Below are 18,412 nucleotides of genomic sequence, written 5' to 3'. Positions count from 1 at the left end.
GTCTGAAAAAATACTTTTCAGACGGCCTTTTCTGTTTTGTCAATAATTGGTAATCAACACTTCCTGCGTTTCTCCGCTTTTGTATTTCGCCTGATAATTGGCGTTTTGGTAATGGAAATTCAGATAGTTGATGTTAAACGAATGCACGATGCACCAATCCAATAATTGCTGATGCGTTTTGCCTTTGTGTTTCATCACATTGGATAAGGCAAAGCGGATATGATGCGCATCGCAGTTTTTGAGAAATTGCAGTAAATCCCGTTCGTCTTGCACCGTCCAGCCGCCGTTTTCATTATAGGCTGCCGTACCCAACAAATACGGGGGGTCAAGATAAAGAAACGCGTTTTGCTGCTGTAAATACTGAATGTCTAAATCACGGAAATCTTGGCAGGCAAAACGGATATGGCGCGTGTGCAGCCTTTGCATAAACAGCCGCAGCTTGTTGCGCAGGCTGACATTGAAATCACGCTTGCCCACCGGCAGATTGAATCCGCCTTTTTGGTTGAAACGGATTTGGTTGTTAAAGCCGTAAAAAATCAGCAACAAAAACAATAAATTGTCTTTATATTGGTTATAATCCTGCCGCAATTGGGCAAACGGTTGTTTATTGAATCTGCCCAAGCCATTGTTGCTGTTGCATTCATAAAAATCGTAATCGTGGCGGAAGGTATCGCTTAAGCCGTAATGCGCGATTTTTTGTTCCAATTGCGCCACCAAATCGGTATAGCTTTGGCTCTGAATAAAATTCATCAAATCAACCAGTTGCTCGTTTTTATCGATGCAAATGATTTCATCAGCCAATACATTGATACCCACATTGGCACCGCCTGAAAATACATCGTAAAACACGCCGAAAGGCTCAGGCAGCTTGGCCTTGATTTGCGGCAACAATTTGCCCTTACCACCGGTATAGTTCAACGGCGATTTAACGATTTCTTGATTGGATTCATTGGATGGCATCAATGCAACCGATTCGTCACGAATGCCGACTTCACACAAAAACAAACGCTCTTTATGCTCGGCAAGCTGTGTTTTACCGGTGGTAAAGGCATGGAAATCCTGCTCGAATACCGACACTTTGCCTTTTTTCTGTAAAATTTCCATGATTTGCACATCAGAAATTTTGGCATTTGAGCGCGAATTGATTTTTGAGCCGGTATTGTTATACGACACTAAAATGTATTTGGCATCAATGTTTTCAATCAGTCGGCCAAACTGCGCCGCTGCTTTTTGCGTGCAGTAATCGCTTTTCAGATGGCTTCTGTCCATTTTGCGCGCCACGCCGTGCACTTTGGGTTTAGCATTGACAGCAACATTTTCCAAAAAATGATAAGCATCGCCGTATTGGCGCGAATTATATGGGGGGTCGATATAGACAATGTCGCTGCGAAGGGTTTTCGCCAGCTCATTGGCATCCTGCTGAAAAATTTGATTGCCCCGATTGTGGTCTTCCTGCGTTTGCGGCAAACGCAATACCAGCGGCTTGGCCAAATCGCCGCTGCGGCGGAAAGCATCGTAATGACCGACGGTATTGGCGATGCGGTCGATGGCATACAATAATGATGTAATCAATACAGCCTGTTCACGCGCATTGATTTTGCCTTGGACGAACAAGACATCGATGTCGTCACGAATTACCCCAACCTTCAGCATATTTTGGCGGCTCAAAAAGGTATCGGCAAAATGGCGTGAATAATAGTTTTCAGACGGCATATCGCCCAACCGATTGTATCCCTCAACCAATTCTTTGATATGCGGCCAATTGACCGCTTCATCAGCAAAGAAAGTTTGATAAGCCAAAAAATTGCCGAATAAAGTATCGTTGATTTGAATACGGAAACGGTCGTTGAAATGGTGCGCCACCACACCCGTGCCGCCGAATAAATCGGTAAAGGTATGGCAATCGCGGCAATGCATGCGAATCACGTAATCAATAAAAGGCAGCAGCTTGAATTTGCTGCCTAGATAGCGGCGGTTGTGAATCTGAAACATATATTTCCAAATAAGGCATCTTCGGCATCGCATTATAATGCCAAACTGAAAAAATCACGCTATGGCCGTGACGATTTTTCTTTTGCTTGGCCTTTCTGTCGCCAACATTATTTTGTTTCTCTGATAAAATAAGCATTCCTAACATTCAGGCCGTCTGAAGCCTTTCAGACGGCCTCAACCTGTTTTCTATCTCCATCATGACCTATCCGATTCCCAAACCCCAAGAAAAAAACCGTTGGTTCAATCTTTCGCAAGGTTCGTTGCCATTGGCTTTGGCACGCCATTTGCCGCACAAGCAGCTTAAAGTGGTATTGACTCAAGATGCCGAGCAAGCCCTGCGCCTTCAGACGGCCTGGCAGTTTTTCCGGCCGCACGATACGGCGGTTTTCCTGCCCGATTGGGAAACGCTGCCCTACGAGCGTTTTTCGCCGCATCACGATTTGGTGTCGGAACGCTTGGCCGCTTTATGGCAAATTAAAAGCGGCGCGGCAGATGCGTTGTTTGTGCCGGTGGCGACGGCTATGCAGAAATTGCCGCCGGTATCATTCTTGGCCGGGCGCACATTTTGGCTGAAAACCGGCCAATCTTTGGATTTGGACGCGCTTAAAGGCAATTTGATCGAAGCCGGTTACAGCCATGTATCCAACGTGGTAGCCACAGGCGAATTTGCCGTGCGCGGCGGGATTGTCGATTTGTTCCCGATGGGCAGCGACATGCCCTACCGCTTGGATTTGTTTGATGACGAAATAGACAGCATCAAAACCTTCGATCCCGATACCCAACGCACCGTTGCGCCGGTCTGCGAAATCCGCCTGTTGCCGGCACACGAATTCCCCACCGACGACGAAGCGCAAAAAATCTTCCGCAGCCGTTTTCGTGATGAAATCGATGCCGACTATCATGCGGCAGCGGTGTATAAAGCGGTGAGCAACGGCCATTTCGGCGCGGGTGTGGAATATTATCTGCCGCTGTTTTTTGAAAATGAGTTGGATACGCTGTTTGATTATGTCGGCAGCAATGCCCTGTTTGTCTGCTTGGGCGACGTGCATGCCGAAGCCGCGCGTTTCCAAAGCGATGTCAAATCACGCTACCGAATGGCGCAAGGCGATGAAACCTACCCGCCTTTGCTTCCACAGCATTTGTATCTTACCTCCGACCAATTTGCAGGCCGTCTGAAAGCTTATGCGCAAGTATGGCCGGACATGTTCAGCCACGACCAAAACCTGCCCGGTGTCGCGGTCAACCGCCAAGCCGAACAGCCTTTGCAAGCCCTGCTTGATTTTCAGACGGCCTTTGAAGGGCGGATTTTGTTGTGTGCCGAAAGTCTCGGCCGCCGCGAAACCATGACCGGCTTTATGCGGCAAAACGGCATTAAAGCCAAAGCTGTCAGCGATTGGCAGGGCTTTTTGTCGGCACACGAACCGCTGATGATTACTGTGGCGCCACTGGCTTACGGTTTCCAGTTGCCCGAGCAAAACATCGCCGTGATTACCGAATCGGATTTGTACCAATACGTCGCCAAATCCCGCAAAACCAACCGCCGCAAAAAACATGCCGAAGTTTCAGACGGCCTGTTGCGCGATTTGGCCGAAATCAACCTTGGTGATCCGGTGGTGCACGAAGAACACGGCATCGGCCGCTATATGGGTTTGGTGACGATGGATTTGGGCGGCGAAACCGCCGAAATGATGCTGCTTGAATACGCGGGCGAAGCCCAATTGTATGTTCCGGTGTCGCAATTGCACCTCATCAGCCGCTATTCCGGCCATGCGCACGATAATGTGCAATTACACAAACTCGGCACCGCAGCATGGAACAAAGCCAAACGCAAAGCCGCCGAAAAAGCACGCGATACTGCTGTCGAACTGCTCAACCTCTACGCCCAACGCGCTGCGCAGAAAGGCCACAAATTCGACATCAACGAATCGGATTACCAAGCCTTTGCCGACGGCTTCGGTTATGAAGAAACCGAAGACCAAGCCGCCGCCATTGCCGCTGTGATTAAAGATTTGACCCAAGGCAAACCGATGGACAGATTGGTTTGCGGCGATGTCGGCTTCGGCAAAACCGAAGTCGCCTTGCGTGCTGCATTTGTGGCGGTAATGGGCGGGAAGCAAGTGGCCGTGTTGGCACCGACCACGCTTCTGGTCGAACAACACGCACAGAATTTTACCGACCGCTTCGCCGATTTTCCGGTAAAAGTCGCCTCCTTATCGCGCTTCAACAACAGCAAAACTACCAAAACCGCATTGGAAGGCATGGCCGACGGCACGGTCGATATCGTCATTGGCACGCACAAATTGGTGCAGGACGGCATCAAGTTCAAAAACCTGGGTTTGGTGATTATCGACGAAGAACACCGCTTCGGCGTGCGCCAGAAAGAGCAGCTCAAGCGCCTGCGCGCCAATGTCGATATCCTTACCATGACCGCCACGCCGATTCCGCGCACCTTAAGCATGGCGCTGGAAGGCTTGCGCGACTTTTCACTGATTACCACCGCACCGAGCCGCCGCTTGGCGGTGAAGACCTTCGTCAAAACATTTAGCGAAGGCAGCGTGCGCGAAGCGGTGCTGCGCGAACTCAAACGCGGCGGACAAGTGTTTTTCCTGCACAACGAAGTCGATACCATCGAAAATATGCGCGAACGCTTGGAAGCCCTGCTGGCCGAAGCCCGCATCGGCGTAGCGCACGGCCAATTGCGCGAACGTGAATTGGAACAAGTCATGCGCGACTTTTTGCAGCAGCGGTTTAACGTATTGCTCTGCTCGACCATCATCGAAACCGGCATCGACATCCCCAATGCCAACACCATCATCATCAACCGCGCCGACAAATTCGGCTTGGCGCAACTGCACCAACTGCGCGGGCGCGTCGGACGCAGCCACCACCAAGCCTACGCCTACCTGCTCACGCCCGAATACGTCACCAAAGATGCCGAAAAACGCTTGGATGCGATTGCCGCCGCCGATGAATTGGGCGCGGGCTTCACCCTCGCGATGCAGGACTTGGAAATCCGCGGTGCAGGTGAAATCTTGGGTGAAGGCCAAAGCGGCGAGATGATGCAGGTCGGTTTCACGCTATACACCGAAATGCTCAAGCAAGCCGTGCGCGATTTGAAAAAAGGCCGCCAACCCGATTTGGATGCACCGCTGGGCGTCACCACCGAAATCAAGCTGCACAGCCCTGCACTGCTGCCTGATGACTATTGCCCCGACATCCATGAACGTTTGGTGCTCTACAAACGTTTGGCCACCGCTGAAACCCACAAGCAAATCAACGCTGTTCATGAAGAATTGGTCGATCGCTTCGGCCTGACCGGAACTGCCGCGAAAACCTTGATTGAAAGCCACCATTTGCGTTTGCAAGCCAAAGAAATGGGCATTGCCGCCATTGACGCTACCAACGAAGCGGTTACCATCACGTTCGGCAAAAACAACCGCATTGACCCGACCGAAATCATCATATTGATTCAAACCGACAAAAAATACCGCTTGGCCGGCGCGGACAAGCTGCGGTATCACACGGAAATGGAAAATATCGATGTGCGGATTAATGCGGTGAAGGAAGTGTTGAAGACGTTGAAAGAGAAAGTATTGATAGCGGAATAAGATTAAAAATTTTATCACAATGACTTTTAGGAATATCTATTATTCAATTTTCAAACGAAAGTATTTATGAATGTTACCTACCCACAAGCCTTGTCATTTTATCGGCGCAACTTATAACCAAACACCATAAGATAAGTAAAATCGATTCTTTCCTATTTTTTCAGACGGCCTTTAACATGCCGACATCGATAAAATAAGAAAGAACACACCATGAGCCATTATCCGATTTTTGCTGATTTGCGCGGCCGCGCCGTTTTGCTAGCCGGTGCGGGCAAAGTGGCCGGGCGCAAGGCGGAAAGCCTGCTGAAAGCCGGAGCCGTCGTACGCGTGGTAGCGCAAAAGCTGAATCCGACTTTTCAGGCATGGCAAAGCGAAGGCAGGATTACTTGGTTGGGCGGTGTGTTTCACGATTTTTATTTGGATGATGTATTTTTGGCCGTTACCGCCACTGATGACCACAATCTCAACCAACGGATTTTCAAAGCGGCTGAAGCGCGCGGTAAATTCTGCAATACAGTCGATACCGCCGGTTTATGCTCGTATATCGTACCGGCCATTATTGACCGCAGCCCGATTCAAATCGCCATTTCCAGCGGCGGCACTTCGCCTGTATTAGCACGAAAATGGCGGCAAATCATCGAAACGCTGCTGCCGCTTCACACCGGGAAAATGGCGGCCATTGCAGGAAAATGGCGCACTCGCGTGAAAGAAAAAATCGATGGCATGGAAAACCGCCGCCGCTTTTGGGAGCATCTGTTCGACAGCCGCTTTAATGCTTTAACCGCACAAGGCAATCTTGAAGCGGCCGAAGCTGAATTATCCGCCCAGCTTGACGGCTGTCAACCTGCCAAAGGCGAAGTAGTATTAGTGGGGGCAGGCCCGGGCGATGCCGGTTTGTTGACCATTCATGCTTTGCAGGCGATTCAGGCGGCGGATATTGTATTGTATGATGCGTTGGTCTCGGATGAAATTCTGAGCATGGTACGCAAGGATGCGGAAAAAGTCAGCGTCGGCAAACGTGCGGGCTGCCATCACGTGCAGCAGGAAGAAACCAATCGGTTGTTGGTGAAATACGCATTACAAGGTCTGCGCGTGGTACGTTTGAAAGGCGGTGACCCGTTTGTCTTCGGGCGCGGCGGCGAAGAAGCGCAGATATTGCGTGTAGCCGGTGTGCCTTACCGTATTGTGCCGGGCGTAACCGCTGCTTTAGGCGCAACTGCTTATGCCGGCATTCCGCTGACGCATCGCGATTGCGCGCAAAGCGCGCTGTTTGTCACCGGCCACAGCAAACACGACGGTGACCAGCCCGATTGGCGCACTTTGGCTTTGAGCCATCAAACCTTAGCGATTTATATGGGTACTTTACGTGCTTCGGTGATTACTGAAAAGCTGATTGAATACGGCCGCAGCGAAGACACGCCTGTTGCCGTGATTTCCAACGGCACCCTGCCGAGCCAATCGGTGCAAACAGGCCGTCTGAAAGATTTGCCGCAAATGGCAGAAAATGCACCGCGCCCCGCTTTGATGGTCATCGGCGAAGTTGCCGCACTGCGCGATGAGTTGAAATGGTTTCAAGAGAGCAATGCAGCTTAATCATTAAAGAATATGGTTAACAAATCAAAAAGGCCGTCTGAATATTCAGACGGCCTTTTTTTCATAGGATTAGGCAGCAATCAATGCTGTCGTATGCCTCTTATTTTTTCTTCTGCGCCGGCAAGTCGGTACAAATACCCAACGCCACTTCTGCAGCCATACCGATGGATTCCCCCAAGGTCGGATGCGGGTGGATGGTTTTGCCGATGTCTTCAGCATCGCAGCCCATTTCGATGGCCAAGCAGATTTCGCCGATCATGTCGCCGCCGTTTGGACCGACAATACCGCCGCCGATAATTTTGCCGGTTTCGGCATCAAAAATCAGTTTGGTAAAGCCGTTGTCACAGCCGTTGGCAATGGCACGACCGGAAGCGGCCCAAGGGAAGTTGGCTTTGGTGATTTTGCGGCCTTCTGCTTTGGCAGACAACTCGGTTACACCTACCCAAGCTACTTCGGGCGAGGTGTAGGCAACACCCGGAATCACGCGCGCATCGAAGAATGCTTTGTGGCCGGCACAGTTTTCCGCGGCAACGTGGCCTTCGTGTACGGCTTTGTGCGCCAGCATAGGCTGGCCGACAATGTCACCAATGGCGTAGATATGCGGTACATTGGTGCGCATTTGTTTGTCGACTTCGATAAAGCCGCGGTCAGTCACCGCTACACCGGCTTTTTCCGCACCAATCAGTTTACCGTTAGGTGCACGGCCTGCGGCCACCAACACGGCATCATAGCGTTGCGGCTCTTTCGGTGCGTTCGCACCTTCAAAAGTCACATACACGCCGTCTTCTTTGGCTTCAACAGCTACGGTTTTGGTGTTAATCATGATGTTGTCGAAGCGGTATTCGTTGGCTTTTTGCCATACTTTTACCAAGTCGCGGTCGGCACCTTGCATCAGGCCATCCATCATTTCAACCACGTCTAAGCGTGTACCCAAGGTGCTGTATACCGTACCCATTTCCAAGCCGATGATACCGCCGCCGATAATCAACATTTTGTCCGGCACTTCTTTCAATGCCAATGCGCCGGTTGAGTCGAAAATACGCGGATCTTCGGGGATGAACGGCAATTGGGTAACGCGGCTGCCTGCAGCGATGATGCAGTTTTTGAACGCAACGGTTTTCTTTTCGCCGGTTTGCGTGGCTTGTTCGTATTCTTCACTGGCGGTCAATGCCACTTCCATGTGGTTAGGACCGACAAATTGGCCTTCGCCTTGGATAATGTCTACTTTGCGGCCCTTTGCCATGCCTTTCAGGCCGGTAGTCAGGCGGTTGACCACGCCTTCTTTGTAGCCGCGCAGCATGTCGATATCCAATTCGGGCTCAGGATATTTAATACCGTTGGCCGCCAAATGACGCACTTCGTCAATCACCGCGGCATTGTGCAGCAAGGCTTTTGACGGGATACAACCCACGTTCAAGCAGACGCCGCCCAAGGTGCTGTAACGCTCAACGATAGCTACTTTCAATCCTTCGTCGGCAGCGGCAAATGCAGCTGAATAGCCGCCGGGACCGCCGCCCAATACCACTACGTCGTATTCGGCATCAGCAGTACCGGCAAATTGCGCAGCTTGAGGCGCCGGTGCAGTTTGCTTAGGTGCTTCTTGTGCCGGGGCTTCTGCTTTTGGCGCTTCAGCAGCTGCACCTTCGGCTTCGATGACTGCAATTAAGCCGCCTTCGGAAATTTTATCGCCGACTTTGACTTTGACTTCTTTCACCACACCCGCGGCTTCTGCCGGTACATCCATAGTAGCCTTATCGGTTTCCAAGGTAATCAGCGTGTCTTCCAGCGCGACGGTGTCGCCCGCTTTGATTTCCACGGCAATAATATCTACATTTTCGTGACCGCCGATGTCGGGCACTTTCAATTCGATTAAGCTCATTTTTAGCCTTTCTGGTTAGCCGTCCGAAAGGTTTCAGACGGCCTCAACATCATTCAAACTTAGCATGTTACGGCAAGCCTTTAAGCTCACCGAGCCCTTCACCGATTACAGACTGATGCGACGGAAATCTTTCAACAGATTAGCCAGGAATACAGTGAAACGCATACCGGCGGCTCCGTCGATTACACGGTGGTCGAAAGACAGGCTCAATGGGCACATCAAACGCGCTTCAAATTCTTTACCGTTCCAAACCGGTTTCATTTGCGATTTACACACACCCAAGATAGCCACTTCAGGCGCGTTCACAATCGGAGTAAAGCCGGTACCGCCGATACCGCCCAAGCTGGAAATGGTAAAGCATGCGCCCTGCATCTCTTGCGGTTTCAACTTGCCTTCGCGGGCTTTTTTGCTCAATTCGGTCAATTCTTGGCTGATTTGTTTCAGGCCTTTTTGATCCACATCTTTAATCACCGGAACCACCAAACCATTCGGCGTGTCGGCGGCAAAACCGATATTGAAATAGTTTTTCAATACCAAGTTGTCGCCGTCTAAAGAAGCGTTGAATTCGGGGAATTGTTTCAAGGCCGCAACGGAAGCTTTAATAATGAAGGCTAAAGGTGACAATTTCAAACCTTCGCGTTCCCATTCTTTATTCAGCTGTTTGCGGAATTCTTCCAATTCGGTCATGTCCGCATCTTCGTTCACGGTCACGTGTGGAATTACCACCCAGTTGCGCGACAGGTTTTGACCTGAGATTTTCTTAATACGCGACAATTCTTTCACTTCAACCGAGCCGAATTTGCTGAAGTCCACTTTTGGCCATGGCAACAAGTCCAAGCCACCGCCCAAAGAGGCACCGGCCGCAGCAGGAGCTCCTTTGCCCGCGCCGCCCTGCATGGCGGCTTTCACAAATGCCTTGATGTCGTCACCAACGATACGGCCTTTCAAGCCGGTACCTTTTACTTGACCCAAGTCGACACCTAATTCACGCGCTAATTTACGCGCTGATGGGCCTGCATGTGCTTTGGCAAATGCGGCTTCATCAACCGGTGTGCTACCGAATGCGGCAACAGGCGCAGAAGGAGCGGCAGGTGCAGGCTCAGCTGCTTTAGATGCTTCTTGTTGAGCAGGAGCCGGGGCAGCTTCAGCAGCTTTAGACGCTTCGGCAACAGGTGCAGCAGGTGCGGCAGCTGCGCCACCGGCAATTTCAACTTCAATAATTGCCGAACCTTCAGATACTTTGTCGCCAACTTTAATCAACACAGATTTCACCACACCGGTAGCGGTAGATGGCACATCCATAGTCGCTTTGTCGGTTTCCAAGGTAATCAGCGTGTCGTCTTCGGTAACGGTATCACCAGCTTTGATTTCGACGGCAATCACATCAACATTTTCGTGTCCGCCGATATCCGGTACAGCTACAGTTACCGTGCCGGCTGCAGCGGCCGGAGCTTCTGCTTTGGCTTCTCCGGCTTCAGGCACTTCGGCAGCAGCCGGTTTTTCTTCGGCAGCTTCAGCACCGGTTTCCACCAGCAAAATCACGCCGCCTTCGGAAATTTTGTCGCCAACTTTGACTTTCACTTCTTTCACCACGCCCGCAGCATCGGCAGGCACATCCATGGTGGCTTTGTCGGTTTCCAGTGTAATCAGGGTATCGTCAACGGCGATGGTGTCGCCTGCTTTGACTTCTACGGCAATAATGTCCACATTTTCGTGACCACCGATATCAGGTACTTTGATTTCTACGATTTGACTCATCGTTTTATTCCTTAGTTGTGCTGCAACGTTTATCGTCGCAGTAAGGTTTTTTGAAACAGATACGTTTGTTTTCAGACGGCCTTTTATTTTTCAGGCCGTCTGAAACATCAGCCTTGTATGTTTAACGCTTGATTTTGAATAAGAACAGATATTCAAAATCTTTTTTCGGACGGCCTTTGATCACAAGGCCGTCTGAAACGTTTTAGCGTTTCCAGCTTGGTGAGGTATCGGTGGCGATACCGTATTTTTCAATGGCCTGTTGTACGGTTTCTTTGCTTACTTTACCTTCATCAGCCAAGGCAGCCAAAGCGGTAACGGCTACGTTGTAGCGGTCAACTTCAAAGAAGCGGCGCAGATTTGCACGGCTGTCAGAACGGCCGAAACCGTCGGTACCCAACACATGGAAATCGTTTGGAATGTAGGCGCGAATGCGTTCTGCAAAGCTACGGACATAGTCGGTAGCGGCAACGACCGGACCTTCATGGCCTTTCAATTGTTGCGCTACAAACGGCACTTTGGCTTCTTCCAGCGGATGCAGACGGTTGTAGCGTTCTACTTCCATAGCATCGCGGTGCAATTCATTAAATGAAGGGCAAGACCACACGTTGGCTTCCACACCGAAATCCTCTTTCAGCAATTTCGCACCGGCTATCACTTCTTGCAAAATGGTGCCCGAGCCCATCAATTGAACTTTCTTGTCAGATTTGCCGCCTTCTTCCAGCAAGTACATACCTTTCAAGATTTCTTGTTCGATACCTTTGCGTTGAGGTAAGGCCGGGTGGGTATAGTTTTCGTTCATCAAAGTCAGGTAGTAGAACACGTCTTCATTTTCTACATACATGCGGCGCAATGCGTCATGAACAATCACGGCCAATTCGTATTGGAACGTCGGATCATAAGATACGCAGTTCGGAATCAGATCGGCTTGGATTTGGCTGTGGCCGTCTTCGTGTTGCAAGCCTTCGCCGTTCAAAGTTGTACGACCGGCAGTACCGCCCAACAAGAAACCGCGTGCGTGCATATCGCCGGCTGCCCATGCCAAGTCACCAACCCTTTGGAAACCGAACATTGAGTAGTAGATGTAGAACGGAATCATGGCATAGCGGTTGTTGGCGTATGATGTGGCCGCCGCAATCCAGTCTGCCATCGCACCCGGCTCGTTAATACCCTCTTGCAAAATCTGACCGTCAACCGACTCTTTGTAGAACATCAATTGGTCTTTGTCTTGCGGGGTGTATTGTTGGCCTTTAGGGTTCCAAATACCGTATTGGCGGAACATGCCTTCCATACCGAAGGTACGGCTTTCATCAGGCACGATCGGCACAATGCGTTTACCGATTTGTTTGTCTTTCAACAAAGTTGATAAGATGCGGACAAACGCCATGGTAGTAGAGAACTCACGATCGCCGCTTGATTGCAATTGGCCGTCAAACGCGTTCAATTCAGGAATAGGCAAAGCTTCGTTGTTCGGATTACGCTGCGGCAGGTAGCCACCCAAGGCGTTACGGCGTTCGCGCAAATATTTCATTTCTTCACTGTCTTCGGCAAAGCGGTAATATGGCAAGTCGCCGCTATCGATTTGCTCGTCAGTTACGTCTATACCAAAACGGTCGCGGAATTGTTTCAGCGATTTCACGTCCATTTTTTTGGCTTGGTGGGCAACGTTTTGGCCTTCGCCGGAAGCACCCATACCGTAGCCTTTAATGGTTTTTGCCAAAATCACGGTCGGACGGCCGCCGGCGTTGTTTACCGCTTCATGGTAAGCCGCATACACTTTGTGGGGATCGTGACCGCCACGGTTTAATGCCCAAACTTCTTCGTCGGACATATTGGCAACCAAAGCTTTCAATTCAGGCGTGTTGAAGAAATGCTCGCGTACATACGCACCGTCTTTGGATTTGTAGGTTTGATAGTCACCGTCCAACACTTCTTCCATGCGTTGTTTCAGTGCATTATTGGTATCGCGCGCCAATAAGGCATCCCATTTACTGCCCCAAATCACTTTCAACACGTTCCAGCCTGCACCGCGGAAGTTGCCTTCCAGTTCTTGGATGATTTTGCCGTTACCGCGTACCGGGCCGTCCAAGCGTTGCAGGTTGCAGTTGATGACGAAAATCAAATTGTCCAGACCTTCGCGGGCAGCCAATGCGATGGCGCCTTGAGATTCCGGCTCGTCCATCTCACCGTCACCGCAGAATACCCAAACCTTACGGCCTTTGGTTTTACTCAAGCCGCGCGAATCCAAGTATTTCAAGAAACGCGCTTGGTAAATCGCCATCAACGGCCCCAAGCCCATCGATACGGTCGGAAATTGCCAGAAATCAGGCATCAAGTGCGGGTGAGGGTAAGAAGGAATGCCTTTACCGTCTACTTCTTGACGGAAGTTGTCCAGTTGCTCTTGAGTCAGGCGGCCTTCAACGAATGCGCGGGCATAAATACCCGGCGCGGCGTGACCTTGGAAAAACACCAAATCGCCTTCTTCGCCTTCGCCTTTAGCACGCCAGAAGTGGTTGAAACCTACGTCATACAGCGTAGCAGCCGATTGGAAAGATGCGATATGACCACCCAATTCCAAATCTTTTTTACCTGCACGCAACACCATGGCCGCAGCATTCCAACGGATGGCAGATCGGATGCGGTGTTCCAATTCGTGGTTACCCGGAGATTTCTGCTCTTTACCTACCGGAATGGTGTTTAAGTAAGCAGTAGTGGCGTCAAACGGCATGTGAACGCCGCGACGGCGGGTATATTTCACCAGATTTTCCAGCAGGAAGTGGGCGCGTTCGGTGCCTTCGGTTTCTAAAACCGAGCTTAATGCATCCAACCATTCCTGTGTTTCAATCGGATCTACATCGTGCAATTGAGTGGACATATCAGTATCCTTATATTTGGTTACAAACACCGACTTTGAAAGCATTCTTTCGAGTCGATTCGAATATTTTCAATTTAGAAAATAAAATTTTCAAAATCGAATATTTAAGTGAAGCATATGACGATTTTACCGCCAAAACATCTGATTTACAGGCAAAATTTACCAATGCCGCTTGATGACGGCCTTTGTCATAATTATCCTACTTAAAATGACGGCTTAAATCCTATCAGTATTTATTCCGGCTGGCAAACCAATCCGGTGAATTATTCAATAAAAATCAAATTTTTTCAGCCTGAATTTTTGTGTAATTTTCCAAAAAATTCATAATCGAAATAAATCGAATATTTTCTTTTCGCATTAAGTGCTACAGCCATCATTTAAGAAAAAGAGTACCTTCGCTTTGGCTTTCGTTTTCTAAGCAAAAAAGCGTAAAGATTTAAATAAATAAAATTCTCATTTACATTTTAAACAAATCAAAGCCGTCTGAAAACTTTTTGGTTTCCAGACGGCTTTGTATAGGCTTTGTATAATTGAGATAAAACTGGCTATACCGTTCTATTATCCTTCACGACGCGTGCGTTTCAGCAAAATCCGTACCGCACCATCATTACCTTGTCGCGGCTCGACATAAGCCAACACATCCGGATGCTGCATCAACCAGCGGCGGGTCATATTTTTCAAAACCGGCTTATAGCCCGCCGACCCCAAACCACTGCCATGTACGATTTCACCGCATATGCCGCGTTTTTTAGTAAATTCGATAAATTCGTTTAACACTTGTTGCGCTTCTTCCTGCGTATAGCCGTGTAAATCTACGTCGGCCACCACCGGATAATGGCCGTTGCGCAGACGTTGAATATCGTTTTTGCCTTGGCCGTTTTTGCTGAAGGTGGCCGGCGGCTCGTCCCAGTCGCCTTGGCCGATATAGAAATAATCTTCTTCCGCCAACTCACTTTCTGATTTCGGGCGCGGTTTGATGGCAGTTTTCGGGCGTGGCACTTCGTAGCGTTTCGAATTTTTCAAAGGCGTTACAGCACCGACCGCTTTCGCAAAATCTACCGGCTCTTCTTCGTGCTTTTTGGCTTCCGCTGCTTCAATTTTACGCTGCCCTGCTTCTTTTTTCGCTTGTTTGCCTAAGGCTTTTAATGTGGCTTGAAAATCCATATTCATTTGATGTTCCTTATTTTATTTCAGACGGCCTGTTTTTACGATGTTTGGCGATAAGGCCGTCTGAAAAGTCTGTTTCAATGACTGCCATGTGCGGACATCTTGAATAATTTCATCCCCAAAATCAGCATCGGCAATCATTTCGGCAATTATTTCGGCAACCGACTCCGGAGAACTCAATTGCTGATTGGCATGAAGCTGCCGGAAACGCGGCAAAATCGGGAAATCGTCACCATCTTGCGCCCGAATCTGCGCCTGTATATCGGTATCGACCACGCCGGGCGCAATGCTGCATACTTTCACATTGCGGTGGTTTTCCGCTTCCACGCAGCGCGCATGATGATCTAAAGCGGCTTTGGTGGTGCCGTAAACACTCCAGCCCTGATAAGCATTACGCCCTGCGCCGCTACTAATATGCACCATTTTTACTGTTTGATTTTCAGCCTTGGCTGCCAAAACATGATTACTGAGCAATAAAGGCGCGGTAATGTTCAGACTTACCGCCGCCACAATTTCAGACGGCCTCTGTTTGCCGCACACCGAACAGGGCGCAACGGTGCCGGCATTATTAATCAACACCAATTCACCGACATTCCGCATAAATGTTTCGATTGCACCGCTTTGCAGCCATGCACTCAATTTTTCCAAATCGGCCAAATCCAGTGCGATCTGCTGCAAACCGTTTTGCGTAGGCAATTTGCGGCGGGCAATACCCAACACTTCCATATCGGCTTGTAGATAATGCGCAGCCAAGGCTTTACCCAAACCGCTTGAATGTCCGGTAATGATGATTTTTTGGCGCATGGCAGGTTCCGTTGGATGGATTCAAAGTAAACGATATTTTGCCATAGTTCTTTTTATCTGAAAAATCGGGCCGTACTGAAACGTGCGTCAGAATCATCTTCACAAAAACGCTTTTCAGGTATAGTATTCCTTATTCATCAAGTTGATAAAATATGCGCTGTTTTGGAGAAACCGAATGTTCAAACGTCCTGAAGAATTAATCGTATTCGTTTTAGGATTATTGTGGGTCGCCCTGACCTATTTTCTCACCGCTTATCTCGGTGCCGACACCTACACTTCTTTAGTGATCACCGGCTTTACCCTGCTTTGGGCGGCGGTGTGTTTCGTATTGTGGCAGCGTGATTTGAGCCGCATGATTTGGCCATGGTTCTTGGGCTTATTGGTGGCCTGCTGGTGGCCGTTTCTCGATTGGTTTGCGATTAAAGACTTCATCGTACCCGGCACGGAAAGCCAAGCGATTGTGGTTGCCAAGCCTTGGTATGCGAGCTGGACATTTAAAATCGTTTTGGCACTGATTCCGGTCGCCCTTGGCTATTTCATTAAATTCAAGCGCGCGCGCCAAACCAAAATCGATACGGCTTCCAGCTTCTAATCTCACCCGGCACCGTTTCCCACCGAAACGGTGTTCATTTTTTGTTTCAGACGGCCTTTGCGGCTTCGGCAAAGCGGTTAACAATACCCCCATAAACTGCTATACTCTTTGCACTCTTTAACATCGACCATTTCGCTGCATACACGCATCGCATTTTTCAGGTAAGGCCGTCTGAACATGATCAGCAAACAAGAATATCAAACCCAAGCCGCACAAGGATACAACCGCATTCCGCTGGTGCAGGAAGTCCTCGCCGATCTCGATACGCCCTTGTCGCTCTATCTCAAATTGGGTAACAAACCCTTTACCTATCTGCTTGAATCCGTGGTCGGCGGCGAACGCTTCGGCCGCTATTCCTTCATCGGCCTGCCCTGCCATCATTATTTGAAAGCCAGCGGCAAACATGTCGATGTGTATCTCAACGGTGAAATCGTCGAACAATACGACGGCAATCCGCTTCCCTTTATCGAAGCCTTCCACGCACGTTTCAAAACGCCTGAAATCCCAAGCCTTCCACGCTTTACCGGTGGTTTGGTCGGCTATTTCGGCTATGAAACCATCTATAATTTCGAGCATTTCGCCCACCGCCTGAAAAACCCGCCTAAAGCCGACCCACTCGGCACACCGGATATTTTGCTGATGCTGTCGCAAGAATTGGCTGTGATCGACAACCTTTCCGGCAAAATCTACCTGATTATCTATGCCGACCCAAGCCAAACCAACGGCTACGAAGCAGCACGCGAACGCTTGGAAGATCTGCGTACCCAACTGCGCCAAAGCTGCGCCATACCCCTGTCGCTGGGCAGCAGCCGTACCGAAGCCGTCAGCGAATTCGGCGAAGAACCGTTTAAAGCCTGCGTAGAAAAAGTCAAAGACTATATTTTTGCCGGTGATTGCATGCAGGTCGTGCCGAGCCAGCGTATGACCATGCCTTACACCGACAGTCCGCTGGCACTTTACCGCGCCCTGCGCACACTGAACCCGTCACCGTATATGTTTTATTACGATTTCGATGATTTCCACATTGTCGGCTCTTCACCGGAAATTCTCGTGCGCCGCGAACAAGAAACCGTGGTCGTACGCCCGATTGCCGGCACCCGCCTGCGCGGCAAAAACCCTGCCGAAGACTTGGCCAACGAGCAAGATTTATTGAACGATGCCAAAGAAATCGCCGAACACGTAATGCTCATCGATTTAGGACGCAACGATGTCGGCCGCATCAGCCAAACCGGCGAAGTCAGCGTTACCGATAAAATGGTGGTGGAAAAATATTCCCATGTGATGCATATCGTTTCGAATGTGGAAGGCCGTCTGAAAGACGACATCACCAACATGGAAATTCTGGCCGCCACCTTCCCCGCCGGCACGCTTTCCGGCGCACCTAAAATACGCGCTATGGAAATCATCGAAGAAATTGAGCCAAGCAAACGCGGCATCTACGGCGGTGCCGTGGGCGTATGGAGCTTCAACAACGATATGGATTTGGCGATTGCCATCCGCACCGCCGTGATTAAAAACGACACGCTTTATGTACAAAGCGGTGCAGGCGTGGTGGCTGACTCCGACCCGCAATCCGAATGGAACGAAACCCAAAACAAAGCCCGAGCCGTGATTCGGGCGGCGCAGATGGTGCAGGAAGGGTTGGATAAGTAGGAGCAGACTGGCTCTTTTTGCCCGTCATTCCGCATAGGTAGGATCCAGACTTATTGGTTCGGGGATATTCGGCTATTACAATAATTTGAAACTCTGGATTTCTTAACCTATGCGGGAATGACAGGCTATAGTTCTTTCTTTAATTTCGAAATACACTGACTTACGGGCCGTCAAGTTCAATTGGGATTATTCATACAGCCTGCTGTATACATCGTTGCCAATCAACGCAATGGAACGCTTACATCGGCGCGACATCTACCTGATTCAGCGCGTATATCAGCACAAAGAGCAGTTGACACAAGACTTCATCGATAGCTGCAACGTTACACGCTTGGTTTGGTATGAATTGCATGAAACGATGCTAAATGTAATAACACGAGAAAAACAGCTTAAGAAGTGGAACAGACAATGGAAATTACGCTTGCTTGAAGAAAATAATCCAATTCGGCGGGACTTACGGCCTGAAATCATTGAATAAAAAACAGAATACAGTT

At 49.7% G+C, this 18,412-nt stretch carries 10 protein-coding genes and 1 pseudogene; 5 read left to right on the top strand and 6 right to left on the bottom strand.

What is annotated here, in order from left to right:
- Positions 1 to 39: 39 nt before the first annotated feature.
- Positions 40 to 1,992, bottom strand: coding sequence for a Dam family site-specific DNA-(adenine-N6)-methyltransferase (locus H4O27_RS05995; RefSeq protein WP_206224740.1), 1,953 nt, complete (start codon positions 1,990 to 1,992; stop codon positions 40 to 42).
- Positions 1,993 to 2,189: 197 nt separating this feature from the next.
- Between H4O27_RS05995 and mfd the strand changes: the two genes are divergently transcribed.
- Complete coding sequence (mfd, locus tag H4O27_RS05990; RefSeq protein ID WP_165007651.1) at positions 2,190 to 5,600, top strand: transcription-repair coupling factor; 3,411 nt, start codon at positions 2,190 to 2,192, stop codon at positions 5,598 to 5,600.
- A 210-nt stretch (positions 5,601 to 5,810) separates the two neighbouring features.
- Complete coding sequence (cysG, locus tag H4O27_RS05985) at positions 5,811 to 7,193, top strand: siroheme synthase CysG (protein WP_165007648.1); 1,383 nt, start codon at positions 5,811 to 5,813, stop codon at positions 7,191 to 7,193.
- 100 nt (positions 7,194 to 7,293) lie between these two features.
- Here the strand turns inward: cysG and lpdA are convergent, their stop codons facing one another.
- The 5 genes from lpdA to H4O27_RS05960 all read right to left on the bottom strand — a co-directional run bounded on the left by lpdA (position 7,294) and on the right by H4O27_RS05960 (position 15,673).
- Positions 7,294 to 9,072, bottom strand: coding sequence for a dihydrolipoyl dehydrogenase (lpdA, locus tag H4O27_RS05980; RefSeq protein ID WP_165007645.1), 1,779 nt, complete (start codon positions 9,070 to 9,072; stop codon positions 7,294 to 7,296).
- A 105-nt stretch (positions 9,073 to 9,177) separates the two neighbouring features.
- Positions 9,178 to 10,830 carry a dihydrolipoyllysine-residue acetyltransferase gene (gene aceF, locus H4O27_RS05975; RefSeq protein ID WP_165007642.1) on the bottom strand — a complete coding sequence of 551 codons (1,653 nt, stop codon included), beginning with the start codon at positions 10,828 to 10,830 and terminating at the stop codon, positions 9,178 to 9,180.
- 202 nt (positions 10,831 to 11,032) lie between these two features.
- Positions 11,033 to 13,702 carry a pyruvate dehydrogenase (acetyl-transferring), homodimeric type gene (gene aceE, locus H4O27_RS05970; protein WP_165007639.1) on the bottom strand — a complete coding sequence of 890 codons (2,670 nt, stop codon included), beginning with the start codon at positions 13,700 to 13,702 and terminating at the stop codon, positions 11,033 to 11,035.
- Between the two features lie 558 nt (positions 13,703 to 14,260).
- Complete coding sequence (locus H4O27_RS05965; protein WP_165007636.1) at positions 14,261 to 14,872, bottom strand: Smr/MutS family protein; 612 nt, start codon at positions 14,870 to 14,872, stop codon at positions 14,261 to 14,263.
- 15 nt (positions 14,873 to 14,887) lie between these two features.
- The gene (locus H4O27_RS05960; protein WP_165007634.1) at positions 14,888 to 15,673 is read right to left on the bottom strand and encodes an SDR family NAD(P)-dependent oxidoreductase; all 786 of its coding nucleotides are present in this window, start codon (positions 15,671 to 15,673) and stop codon (positions 14,888 to 14,890) included.
- Between the two features lie 175 nt (positions 15,674 to 15,848).
- Here H4O27_RS05960 and H4O27_RS05955 point away from each other — a divergent pair, with 175 nt between their 5' ends.
- From H4O27_RS05955 to H4O27_RS05945, 3 genes and pseudogenes are all read left to right on the top strand, one after another.
- Positions 15,849 to 16,265 carry a YfhO family protein gene (locus H4O27_RS05955; RefSeq protein ID WP_165007631.1) on the top strand — a complete coding sequence of 139 codons (417 nt, stop codon included), beginning with the start codon at positions 15,849 to 15,851 and terminating at the stop codon, positions 16,263 to 16,265.
- A 177-nt stretch (positions 16,266 to 16,442) separates the two neighbouring features.
- Positions 16,443 to 17,918: an anthranilate synthase component I gene (gene trpE / locus H4O27_RS05950; protein WP_165007628.1), complete on the top strand. Its 1,476-nt coding sequence runs from the start codon at positions 16,443 to 16,445 to the stop codon at positions 17,916 to 17,918.
- Between the two features lie 192 nt (positions 17,919 to 18,110).
- Positions 18,111 to 18,396: pseudogene (locus tag H4O27_RS05945) on the top strand (GIY-YIG nuclease family protein).
- The last annotated feature ends 16 nt before the right edge of the window (positions 18,397 to 18,412 follow it).

Origin of the sequence: Neisseria yangbaofengii (assembly GCF_014898075.1) — a bacterium.
Lineage (GTDB): Bacteria > Pseudomonadota > Gammaproteobacteria > Burkholderiales > Neisseriaceae > Neisseria > Neisseria yangbaofengii.
The sequence above is the reverse complement of the archived record's forward strand: the minus strand, read 5'-3'. Positions and strand labels throughout refer to the sequence as shown.

Excerpts from the sequence above, each read along its gene's own strand:
- cysG (WP_165007648.1), top strand. The coding sequence starts at position 5,811 with ATGAGCCATTATCCGATTTTTGCTGATTTGCGCGGCCGCGCCGTTTTG.
- H4O27_RS05955 (WP_165007631.1), top strand. The coding sequence starts at position 15,849 with ATGTTCAAACGTCCTGAAGAATTAATCGTATTCGTTTTAGGATTATTG.
- H4O27_RS05960 (WP_165007634.1), bottom strand. The coding sequence starts at position 15,673 with ATGCGCCAAAAAATCATCATTACCGGACATTCAAGCGGTTTGGGTAAA.
- trpE (WP_165007628.1), top strand. The coding sequence starts at position 16,443 with ATGATCAGCAAACAAGAATATCAAACCCAAGCCGCACAAGGATACAAC.
- H4O27_RS05995 (WP_206224740.1), bottom strand. The coding sequence starts at position 1,992 with ATGTTTCAGATTCACAACCGCCGCTATCTAGGCAGCAAATTCAAGCTG.
- lpdA (WP_165007645.1), bottom strand. The coding sequence starts at position 9,072 with ATGAGCTTAATCGAATTGAAAGTGCCCGACATCGGCGGTCACGAAAAT.
- H4O27_RS05965 (WP_165007636.1), bottom strand. The coding sequence starts at position 14,872 with ATGAATATGGATTTTCAAGCCACATTAAAAGCCTTAGGCAAACAAGCG.
- mfd (WP_165007651.1), top strand. The coding sequence starts at position 2,190 with ATGACCTATCCGATTCCCAAACCCCAAGAAAAAAACCGTTGGTTCAAT.
- aceE (WP_165007639.1), bottom strand. The coding sequence starts at position 13,702 with ATGTCCACTCAATTGCACGATGTAGATCCGATTGAAACACAGGAATGG.
- aceF (WP_165007642.1), bottom strand. The coding sequence starts at position 10,830 with ATGAGTCAAATCGTAGAAATCAAAGTACCTGATATCGGTGGTCACGAA.